The organism is Mucilaginibacter sp., assembly GCF_036383575.1.
Classification (GTDB): Bacteria; Bacteroidota; Bacteroidia; order Sphingobacteriales; family Sphingobacteriaceae; genus Mucilaginibacter.
The window spans coordinates 1-11,779 of record NZ_DASVOB010000410.1 but is presented as its reverse complement, the minus strand read 5'-3'; the positions used below and the strand labels follow the sequence as shown (position 1 = coordinate 11,779).

The window sequence follows — 11,779 nt, the reverse complement described above, 5'->3', positions numbered from 1 at the left end:
TACGGCCAGAATAAACGGAACTCCAAATATTTACGCGGATCAAAATCTTCGTATGGCCGGTTCATGATAAAGCGTTTCCAATCGGTATCCTGCTCTTTCAATTGTCCTAACAATTCAGGTCTGCGCCAGCGGCCGGGTTGGTTCACATTCCAGGTAAGCTCAACCATGGTAATAGGCCCAAACTTGCCCGAGCTGATAAATTCATTAGCGGCATGATAATTAGCACCGCTTCTGCGCTGCGACCCAATTTGCACGATCTTGCCCGATTCCTTTACCGCTTTTAAGGCAGCGCGGTTATCTTCCATGGTTTCGGCGAAAGGTTTTTCTACATAGGCATCACAACCGGCCTTTACCGCTTCAATGGTATGCCGGGCATGTTGGAAATCGGCAGTGCTGATAAATACGGCGTCAATCGTTTTGCTGTCGTATAATTCCTCATTATTACGGTAAGCTTTTACGTCATGCTGCATCTTGTCTTTCCACAGGGCTGCACCTTCCTCACGCCGCTTGTTCCAGATATCAGATACGGCCACCACCTCAAAATTGAGTTCTTTATAATGGTTCATAAAGCTGGGTACGTGCGAGCTCCTGTGCCTGTCGGAGAAGCCTACTACGCCAACTCTGACCCTGTCATTAGCACCAATAATGCGTTTGTAACTTTGAGCGCTCCAGCTTTTTGGGGCAAGCATGATCCCGGCCCCGGCTAACGCGGCCTGCCTGATAAAGGTACGGCGTGATTTTTCCATGTAGTAAATAGTTTGGTTTGCAGGTGTTTTTCTTCAGAAAATACGGACGCGGTTAGGGGGAAGCGCCTGTCGTTTTTCGTTAATTAAAAGGTAAACTGGTTAATGCCAACACATATGCGCGGCTAAATCAAATATCGAAGAATTGAACTGAAAAGCAATAACGTTTTTAACTGTTAATGTAACAATAATACTGCGTTGGCGATCATTTTGGCAATATTGTTTTTAAATGTGATATGCTTTTGACGCGTCTCCACAAAAAGAGTTTTATCATTTTTAAACGGTTTATAAAAAGCTACTTAAAACAATAGCGTCATAAAATGTTATAAGGAAAAAAGCGTCATTGCGAGTATCCGCGAGGGAAATCCCGGAAAAAATCGTGATGACGTGCAAAATATACTTTAGAGATGGCGCGCTGGGCCGCATTAGGGATGGGAGCGGATACCGGCCTGTGGCTAAGGCCGCGTGTAGTATGAGCGTACAGCCCGAGCCGCAGGCAATGCCCATATTATAAAATTTATCAAGAAGACATACTCAATAATCAATGACTTACTATCATGTAATTATAAGATACAAGGCAATCCCCAATTATACTGAGCGGCTCTGTAAGTAGGGGATTGCTTCGTCGTTCCTCCTCGCAATGACGATATTATTTTAAACAGCTTCTAAAATATAGTTAGATCCTTTACATAATACCCCGGTTCGCACCGCCATCTATCTGTATGGTTGTCCCGCTGATATATGAGGCCTGGGCAGATGAAAGAAATGCAACCAACGCTGCAAATTCTTCCGGCTTGCCAATACGTCCAAGCGGAATGTTCTTTGTCTTTTCTTTGATCGCTTCTTCGGGATCTACATCCTGGGGCAGTGTGTGTTTGATCCGGTCGGTTAAGATAAGACCGGGTGCAATATTGTTAACCGTAATTTGATAAGCACCCAATTCATCGGCCAGCATTTTTGCCATACCGACCACGCCCATGCGCATCGCTGTAGACAGCACCGAGTTGGCCAGTACAGACTTAACGGAACCACTGATAATATTGATAATACGGCCACTGCCGGTAGTCTTCATAAAAGGTAAAGCTAACCTGGATGTCCTGACGAAGCTAAGCATATTCTGCTCGAAGGCTTGCTGCCACTGTGTATCGTCAAAGCTCTCGAACTTCCCGAACGGAGGCCCGCCTGCATTATTAACCAGGATATCTATCTGCCCGTACACACCGCCGGCTTGGGCGATAAATGCATTCAGTTGTTCGCTATCGGTAACATCTACCGGGAAGCAGGTTACTTCATTTCCTGTTTTTGACCGGATCTCGTCTGCCGCCAAATCCAGTTCAGTTATATTACGGGAGCCGATGATGACTTTTGCACCTTCTGCGGATAAGGCCAGCGCAGAGGCTTTCCCTAATCCTTTACTTGCCGCCAGTACAACGGCTACCTTTTGATCTAATCCTAAATTCATAAGTAAATGTTCTTAAACAAAAATCTCATTAATTTTTGGATATCAGGCAGGCAATCACAACAAGAAAGTTCAGTTCGGAACTTTTATATTAAAAAGACGGGTCGTACAAACTTTATTCATTACCCTGTTGCCGGTTTCAAGATAAAAAAGAGTCATTCTGCATAGGGCTTTAGGATTTTCGCCCCATTTCATTAGGATATTACCCCCTCCAAACAGGTCATTTAAGTCAGTTTTGTTTAAACCAAAAATAAACGAACCATGAAAGAAATGATAATTCATTGACCTGCCTCATGATCTTACTTATTGCCCGCATGCTATAATGAAATAGTGTTGCCGGATCAATAAGTACCTGATCTCCATTTTATTTTAAGCAATCACAATAAATGAAACACCCAAATCAAAATGAATCAAAATGGATAAAATTTACTTATGCAGTTATTTTAAAGTAAGTATTGCAAAAAGGGGCTTTAAACATGCCCTGGGAATTTTGGCAATACTCCTCTTGCTTATTCCCAATGCCTATTCCCAGGCAAAAAAGATCACCGGTACAGTAAAGGATAGCAAAGGCCTTAGCTTGCCGGGGGTAAGTGTTAAGGTAAAAGGAACGGCCACTGGTGCTATTACCGATAGTAAGGGGACCTATAGTTTAAATGTACCTAACGGCAGTGCTGTATTGGTATTTTCCTACATAGGCTTTGTAACAAAGGAACAACCGGCCGGCGATGCTTCGGTAGTTGATGTTGTGCTCACCGAACAAAGCACCAGTCTTAATGATGTGGTAGTTGTGGGTTACGGAACACAGAAAAAAGTAAACGTTGTTGGCTCCGTAGCTACGATCAGTGCAAAGGACCTGGAAAACCGTCCGGTAACCAACGTTTCATCAGCATTAACCGGTTTAAGCTCAGGCGTGTCGGTAATGCAAAGCTCTGGAAAGCCTGGGGCCGATGGTGCAACTATCCGCATCAGGGGCCTGGGTACCTTAAATAATAATAGCGCATTGGTAGTGATCGACGGGATCCAGGGCACGTTGGATGCTGTAAACCCTGATGATATTGAAAGTATCTCGATACTGAAAGATGCTGCTGCAGCCTCTATATATGGTTCGCTGGCAGCAAATGGCGTTATTTTGGTAACTACTAAAAAAGGAAGCAAAAACAAAACCACTATTACTTACAGCGGTATAGCATCTAAAACCAATCCAACTAACATGCCTGCATTTGTGACTGATTATGTAAGGCACATGCAGTTGGTAAACGAGGGTTACAGAAACCTGGGCCAAACACCGGTTTATACCGATGCAACCATAGCCCTGTGGCAAAAAGCCAATGCTGATCCTAATGGGTTAAATATCATTGGTGTGCCTAATTACATTGCTTATCCCAATACAAACTGGGCGAAAACCATTTTCCAAAATAATGTACTGCAAGACCACAATATCGCGCTGAATGGCGGCAATGAAACCACACAGTACCTGTTATCGGCAGGATATAATGGTAACCCCGGTACCATGCAAAATACAGGGTCGAACAAATACCAGTTCAGGGTGAACCTGCAAACAAAGGCTACCAAGTTTTTAACTGTCGGTACCCAGACATTTGCATCGTTACAAAGCTATGGACTGGCCAGTACAAGCAATGCCTTTAATTATTTAAGGCAAACCACACCGGGCGTATATCCATATTATAATGGTAAATATGGCTTCCCTTCGGCACCTGAAGAATCATCAACAGCCAATAATATCCTTACCTATTTAAACAGCACGGGCGGCAGGGACCAGGAATCGCGGTTTAACAGTACTATTTTTGCAAACGTTAATCTGTATAAAGGGTTAGTGCTCGAAACCAAGTTCAACTATCAAACCCGCTTTGAAGAGAACAACTCCTACACCATTCCATTGGAGCGCTGGGATTTTTCAACCAATACTTTAAAATCGGCAGCAACGGCCCCGGCGCAGCTAAGCACTTACTATGATTTTAACAAAAACTACCTGCTTACCTGGGATGCAGTTTTAAGGTACAATACCACTATCGCCAAAGATCATAACATTGGCATATTGGGCGGTTTTGACCAATACTACTATAACTACTATTATTTTGACGCCACCAAGTTAGGCCTTATCGATCCTACAATAACTACCTTAAGCTCGGCTACAACACCAACGGCTGCCACGGGTGATGCCTATGATTATTCGCTGAGGTCGTTCTTCGGCAGGTTGAACTACGATTACAAACAACGTTATTTATTGGAGGCGGTGTTCAGGTATGATGGTTCATCAAAATTTGCACCTGCAAACCGCTGGGGCTTTTTCCCTGCCTTTGCCGCGGGATGGAGAATCTCTGAAGAGCCTTTCATGCAGAACATTAACAATTATGTAAGCAATTTGAAATTGAGGGCTTCATGGGGGCAGACCGGTAATAACGTGCTCAACTCTTCGGCTTCCTTAGGTAATTATGATTACATGGCTACCTATGGTACCACAGCCTATTCATTTAACGGAGCGGCCGTAACCGGTTTGATCCAGTCAAAAACAGCTAATCAAAACCTAAAGTGGGAAACTACAACCACAACCAATATCGGTTTGGACGGATCGTTGTTTAAAGGCAAAATGAATTTCGAGATTGATGCCTATCGAAAATATACCAGCGGCATTTTATTTACACCGACAGTACCATTAACAGTGGGTACAGCAACAGCCGCAACACAAAACATTGCCGCAATATCAAACCGTGGTATTGAGGTTACTTTGGGTTACCACGGCAAGGCGGGTGACTTAAGCTTCAACATATCGGGCAATTTTGCTTATAACTTTAACCGGGTTGAAAAATACAAAGGCACCCTGCAGGAAGGGTATGCGACTGATGCAACAGGTGCTTCGGTGTATTCATCAAATATCGGGCAGGTATCAAGCGGTGGCACAACAAGGGTAATACAGGGACATCTGATCAACGAGTATTACCTGTACCCGGTGTATAAAGGCAACGGCAGCTACTTTAATGCCGATGGAACCGTGAACAAAAACGGCGGTCCTAAAGATGGCATGATCCGCACCGCGCAGGATATGGCATGGCTGCAAGGCATGATTGATGCAGGCTATAAATTTCAGCCGGGCAATGGTATTGGGAAAACCAAGATCTATTATGGCGATTTAATTTATGGCGATACCAATAACGACGGTATTTATGGCAATAGTTACGACGCGCAACTGACAAAAAAATCTTCAGTTCCTAAATACAATGCAGGTTTGCAGTTCAATGTTGCTTACAAAGGCTTTGATTGCTCCATGATATGGGCGGGCAGTTTTGGCATGTACTATTACTGGAATGATACAGGTTACAATAACTCTATTGTGTCATTGGGTAACGCGGTTAGCACTTTGGTAGCCGACAACCACTACTATTACAATGATGCCAATCCTTCCGATCCGGCAAATAATACAGGCGCGCATTATCCAAGGTTAAAAAACACATCTGATGTGCAGAATGCCGCGGTAGCCAGTGATTTCTACTTGTATAATGCGTCGTATGTGAAACTTAAAAACGTTCAGTTAGGCTATACCATTCCTAAAAGGATCTCGGAGAAATGGGCTTTAACTAAAATAAGGATCTATGTAGCTGCCGAAAATTTGCTGACCATTACCAAGTACCCTGGCCTTGATCCGGAAATAGGGGCAAGTGTGGGCTACCCAACCATGCGTCAATATTCAGTTGGTTTAAACGCTACTTTTTAAGGAGAAAAAATGATGAAAAAGATATTTATAGCTTTACTTACCGTAATTATTGTAACAGGTTGCAAAAAGAACCTGCTTGATACTTCACCATACTCGTCTGTGGCTTCGGCTACCATGTGGACAACCGATAACTTTACCGATCTGGGTGTTACCGGTGTTTACCAGGCCCTGAGATTAGGCGAAAACGCAAGCGGCGACAGCGAACTGGAATTGTACATGTTTGACAGGTTTGCCTATACGGGGCAGTACCGGAGCCAGGAATCCATGCTGTCGGGAACCATCACTACCGGTAACTCGCTTTTCAGCAGCACATGGCAAAACCTTTATGAAGGTGTACAGCGTGCTAATGATGCCATCAAAAATATACCATTGAAATCACCATCAGATGCTGCCAAAAAAAGCAGGTACGTTGCCGAATGTAAATTTTTAAGGGCCTATTTTTACCTGAGGTTAAACCAGCTATGGAAAGGCGTACCGATATACCTTGAACCGTTTACTGCAGACGAAGCAACAAAACCTCGCTCCACAGAAACGGAAGTATGGAACCAGGTAGTAGCGGATTTAACTGCCGCCATTAACGAGCCGACCTTACCGCAGATATATGCGGCCGGGGCTGCCAATTACGGTCATGTTACTAAAGGAGCGGCATACGCGTTGCGGGGTAAAGCCTACATGTATCTGAAAAAATGGGATTTGGCAGCAGCTGATTTTAATATGGTAAAATCGGCCGGGTATGCGCTTTATTCAAATTATGTAAACTTGTTTAAAACAGCCAATGAGCAATGCAGCGAAATGATATTTTCTATCCAGAACGTTGCTGTTGCCGGTGGCGGAACAACAGGTTATGGTTCAACTACGCAATGGTTTTGCGGAACCCGTTCTTCTTTTGGGTCGTGCTGGAACCAATACCTGGTATCACCAAATTTGGTTGATCTGTATCAAAACCTTGATGGTTCAACTTTTAACTGGGATACTGTGCTACCGGGTTATTCGAGCCTTACACCTGCGCAAAGGGAAGTTTTCTTTTTAAGGAACAACCTTACCGCTGCCGAGATCACAGCAGCTACAACCAGGGGCGCAGCAATGAATTTGTACCTGCCAACAGGCAACGAAGACAGGATCCTTAAAGCTTATGCTAATCGCGACCCGCGTTTGGCGGCTAATGTAATTACACCGTACTCTACCTATAATGGCGCTTATAACTCACTGAATGCTACAGTAACTTCACGCTGGCCTTACCGTACAGAAGCTGCCCTTGGCGGTGATCTGCGTACAGATACACAGAGTTATTTTTATTACCTGTACAGGAAATTTGTTTATGAAGGGATCTCTGAAACTATTAACCGTGCCTACGGGCCAACAGATTTTCCGATCATCAGGTATGCGGATGTATTGTTAATGTGGGCCGAAGCGCTGAATGAGCAAGGCTCAACGTCAGATGCCGTTGCCAAAGTAAACGAAGTACGGGCAAGGGCCGGCGTTGGCTTATTAAACTCAAGTGCTGCCACGGCCGTAGCCGGACAAGATGACCTGCGCGAGCGCATCAGGAACGAGCGCCGGGTGGAGTTTCCGAACGAAGGCATCAACTATTTTGATGAATTACGCTGGAAATCATGGAAAGACAAAGTATTTTATGCAGGCAACGGTGTAAAGCAAGTTTGGGGAGCCAACGTATACACCTATTCATTCCAGGGCGATTATATTTACAACTGGCCTATCCCATTGGTTGAAACGCAAAGAAATCCCAACCTGAAACAAAATGATGGATGGATTAATTAAATAAATTAGAGTTTTTACCGTGTGCTTTTTATAAAGCATACGGTAAAACTTTAAAATAATTTGACCACATATTATATGTCGTTTTTAAACAAACTGATTTTTCCTTTACTGCTGCTGGCTGCTTCTGCACAGGCGCAAAACAATAGTTTTACAAGTATTTTGCCGGGCGATACAGAGCAGGACATTATTTACAAGGCCGCTCATGTAACGCCATCGCCAAGGCAATTGAGGTGGCAGCAATTGGAGTTGACAGCATTTTTCCATTTCGGCATCAACACGTTTACCAACAAGGAATGGGGCGATGGAAAGGAAGATATCTCACAATTTAATCCAACGGAGCTTAATGCAGAGCAATGGGTTAAAACTGTTAAGGACGCCGGGATCAAACAGGTGATCATTACCGCCAAACATCATGATGGTTTTTGCTTGTGGCCAAGCCGGTTCACTAAGCATAGCATTAAAAACACACCGTACAAAAATGGCAAAGGCGATATTGTTAAAGAGGTAGCCAATGCCTGTAAAAAGTATGGGGTAGGTTTCGGGGTTTATCTATCGCCCTGGGACAGGAACTCTGCATATTACGGCGACTCGGTTAAGTACAATACCTATTTTGAGAATCAGTTAACCGAATTGCTTAGTAATTACGGTAAAGTTGACGAAGTATGGTTTGACGGTGCAAACGGGGAAGGCCCCAATGGTAAAAAGCAGGTTTATGACTTTAATAGCTGGTACAAGCTCATCCGCCAATTGCAGCCGCAGTCGGTAATTGCCATACAAGGGCCGGATGTGCGCTGGGTTGGTACGGAAACCGGCAAAGGCAGGTTAACCGAATGGAGTGTGTTACCTATTGATGAACAGCAAGAAAAGAAAATAGCCGATGCATCGCAAAAAGATGTGATGGTAAAACCGATTGTTTATAAGGCAGGCGAAGATCTCGGCAGCCGCGACAGGCTGAAAGGGGCGAGGGGATTGGTTTGGTATCCCGCAGAAACTGATGTATCCATCAGGCCGGGGTGGTTTTATCATCCGGCAGAAGACGCTAAGGTTAAAAGCGGGCAGGAGCTCCTGGATATTTACTTTACCTCGGTTGGCCGTAACAGTTTACTGTTGCTAAATATCCCACCTGACACACGGGGCCTCATCAGCGATAGCGATGTAAAGGCCCTTAAAGATTGGGCGCAATTACGTGAATCACTTTTTAAAAATAACCTGCTGAAAGGATTTACGGTACACTGCACAAACGGTATCAATAACCGAATGCTTGTGAGCGACCAGCGATCCTTTTGGACAACTAAAGGGAAAGATTCTACTGCTGTAATTGAATTTGAATCGCCTGCTCCGGTATCCTTTAATGTATTGCAATTACAAGAAGATATTACTAAAGGCCAACGGATAGAGAAATTCTCGCTGCAATATTTCCAGGATGGTAAATGGACAGAGATCATCTCTGGTACCACAGTAGGTTATAAGCGCCTGCTAAGCTTTAAGCCGGTTACCTCCGGTAAAATACGGTTGGTAATTGAGTCATCACGCTTTAACCCAACGCTTACAAATGTGGGCTTATTTAAAAGTGATAATACACCCTGATCGCGAGGTTAAAACAACAGTAAATGAAAAAAATATTTCTATTGATCGCCCTGGTTTTATGCGGGGCATCCACATACGCCCAGCAAAAAAGGAAACTGGTTTGGTCGGATGAGTTTAATTATAAAGGTCAGCCAGATCCTCAGAAATGGGATTATGAGGATGGATTTGTACGCAACAATGAGCCTCAGTATTATACCACTAAACGCCTCGAAAATTGCCGCGTTGAAAACGGAGCATTAGTTATTGAAGCCAGGAAAGAAGAATTTCCAAATGCCCGCTACAAATCCGGATCGACCAATTGGGCTGAGAAGGAGCAGTTTGCGCATTATACTTCGGCCAGTCTGATCACCAAAGGCAAGGCCGACTGGAAATACGGGCGCATAGAAGTGCGCGCCAAAGTAGCTTCCGGGGCAGGAGCATGGCCGGCTATCTGGATGTTGGGAATAAACCGCGGGGCAGTAAAATGGCCTGATTGCGGCGAGATAGACATTATGGAATACCTCGGTCGCGATCCTTCAAAAGTATACGGCACCGTACATTATGCGGATTCGCTGGGGAAATACCAGCACCAGGGTGAAAGCCCTGTAGTAGGTGCACCTGCCGATGGTTTTCATATTTATGCTTTGGAGTGGTATCCCGATAAGTTTGAGTTTTATTATGATAACCTGAAATACTTTGTGTTTGATATCAGCAAGGCGCAGCAAAAAGAAGGCAATATTTTTCAAAAGAATTTTTACCTGTTGCTAAACCTGGCATTAGGCCATGAGGGGTCATGGGCCGGGCCGTTTAATGACGATCTTTTACCGCTGAAGTACTACGTTGACTACGTGCGTGTATACCAGTAAATCAATAATCAGTTAACCATTATCGCAACTAAAACCGCAACATTAACTGGTCTCTGCTGATCGGTTTAGTTCCCCGTGCTTTATGAATAAACCACTATCAAAATATTTATACTTTTTTTTACTGTTACTGATCAATACAAATTATTCATTTGCTCAGGTCGGTGCCAATGATAGCCGTCAGATTGTCAATTTTAATAGCGACTGGAAATTCCATTTCGCTTATGATATCAGGAAACAACCTGAAAAGATCAATGTAACGCTGCCCCACACCTGGAATGCCGATGATGTGCTAAAGGGAAGAGCAAATTATACCCGGGAAGCGGGCATTTACGAAAAAAGCTTTTTTGTAAACGAAAGCTGGAAAAATAAAAGGCTATTCCTGTATTTTGAAGGGGCTAATAGTGTGGCTTCAGTTTTGATAAACGGACATTTTATTACTGAGCATAAGGGAGGGTATACAGCTTTTTGTATCGAAATAACAGATCGCGTTAAGCTGGGTGAGTCAAATAATATCGAAGTACAGGTAAGCAACGCTTCCAGAACAGATGTTTTGCCCCTTTGCGGCGACTTTAACGTTTATGGTGGCATCCATCGGCCCGTATCCTTATTGATCACGTCAAAAGATTGTATCTCTCCTTTAGATTATGCCTCATCAGGGGTCTATCTAACGCCGAAGGTTTTATCTGATCAAGCTGCCACGGTGGGTATTATTACCAAATTATCCGTAAAAAACATAACAGGTTTAAAAGTTAAGGCCGATATTTTGGATGCTGGTAAAAATATAGTGTCATCCGCAACAAACAACATCGCCAATAACAAACAATGCGAACAAACCATAAGTTTAAAGCAACCGCATTTATGGAATGGCAAGGCCGATCCTTATCTATATACTGTTAGCATGAGCCTGATTAGGAACGGACAGGTGATTGACCAGGTTACCCAGCCTTTAGGGTTCAGGACTTACCGCGTTGACGCGGATAAAGGGTTCATACTAAATGGCAAGTATCTCGACCTGCATGGCGTTGGTTTTCATGAAGATGTGGAAGGCAAAGCATCGGCAGTTGACAGTACCGATCTGAATAAAGATATGGAGCTTATCAAAGAGATAGGGGCCACAGCCATCCGATTAACCCACTATCCGCATGGTAAATATTTTTATGACCTCTGCGACAGGAATGGCCTGGTTGTTTGGTCGGAGATCCCTTTTGTTGGTCCGGGGGGATATACCGGAGCCGGATATTTGAAAAGTCCGGCTTTGGAAAACCAGGTGAGGCAGGTGTTAACTGAAATGATCCGCCAAAATTATAACCATCCTGCTATTTGCTTTTGGGGGTTGTTCAACGAGCTGAAACTTGATCACGATGATCCTGTGCCATTTTTAAAACAATTGAATGAGCTGGCGAAAAAAGAAGATCCAAACCGTTTAACCACTGCCGCTACCTTTTTGAACGGAGATCAGTTTAACGAAGTATCTGACGTTATTGCCTGGAATAAGTATTATGGATGGTATGATGGCGAGTTTAAAGAAATTGGCTCATGGGCTGATAAAACCCATCATGATTATCCGCAGAAACCATTCGCGGTAAGCGAATACGGGGCTGGCGGCAGTCCGTTTAAGCATGCTGAAAACGATGAC

The 11,779-nt window shown here is 44.0% G+C and carries 7 protein-coding genes; 5 read left to right on the top strand and 2 right to left on the bottom strand.

The genetic code is table 11. From position 1 onward, the window contains the following. Positions 1–746, bottom strand: a 746-nt coding sequence (locus tag VF500_RS14340) for a Gfo/Idh/MocA family oxidoreductase (protein WP_330860319.1), incomplete at its 3' end; no start/stop codon positions are given. A gap of 682 nt (positions 747–1,428) precedes the next feature. After that, positions 1,429–2,205 carry an SDR family oxidoreductase gene (locus VF500_RS14335; protein ID WP_330860318.1) on the bottom strand — a complete coding sequence of 259 codons (777 nt, stop codon included), beginning with the start codon at positions 2,203–2,205 and terminating at the stop codon, positions 1,429–1,431. Between the two features lie 412 nt (positions 2,206–2,617). Here VF500_RS14335 and VF500_RS14330 point away from each other — a divergent pair, with 412 nt between their 5' ends. The 5 genes from VF500_RS14330 to VF500_RS14310 form a co-directional block, all read left to right on the top strand. Further along, entirely contained in the window at positions 2,618–5,932 is a 3,315-nt protein-coding gene (locus tag VF500_RS14330) for a TonB-dependent receptor (RefSeq protein ID WP_330860317.1), read from the top strand. A gap of 12 nt (positions 5,933–5,944) precedes the next feature. After that, positions 5,945–7,711 carry a RagB/SusD family nutrient uptake outer membrane protein gene (locus VF500_RS14325; RefSeq protein WP_330860316.1) on the top strand — a complete coding sequence of 589 codons (1,767 nt, stop codon included), beginning with the start codon at positions 5,945–5,947 and terminating at the stop codon, positions 7,709–7,711. A 60-nt stretch (positions 7,712–7,771) separates the two neighbouring features. Then, a complete protein-coding gene (locus tag VF500_RS14320) occupies positions 7,772–9,298 on the top strand; it encodes an alpha-L-fucosidase (RefSeq protein WP_330860315.1) in 1,527 nt (508 codons plus the stop codon). Positions 9,299–9,321: 23 nt separating this feature from the next. Then, positions 9,322–10,143, top strand: coding sequence for a glycoside hydrolase family 16 protein (locus VF500_RS14315; RefSeq protein WP_330860314.1), 822 nt, complete (start codon positions 9,322–9,324; stop codon positions 10,141–10,143). An 82-nt stretch (positions 10,144–10,225) separates the two neighbouring features. After that, the coding region (locus VF500_RS14310; RefSeq protein WP_330860313.1) for a glycoside hydrolase family 2 protein at positions 10,226–11,779 on the top strand (1,554 nt) is incomplete at its 3' end.

Coding starts and splice junctions, on each gene's coding strand:
- VF500_RS14335 (WP_330860318.1), bottom strand. CDS start 2,205: ATGAATTTAGGATTAGATCAAAAGGTAGCCGTTGTACTGGCGGCAAGT.
- VF500_RS14330 (WP_330860317.1), top strand. CDS start 2,618: ATGGATAAAATTTACTTATGCAGTTATTTTAAAGTAAGTATTGCAAAA.
- VF500_RS14325 (WP_330860316.1), top strand. CDS start 5,945: ATGAAAAAGATATTTATAGCTTTACTTACCGTAATTATTGTAACAGGT.
- VF500_RS14315 (WP_330860314.1), top strand. CDS start 9,322: ATGAAAAAAATATTTCTATTGATCGCCCTGGTTTTATGCGGGGCATCC.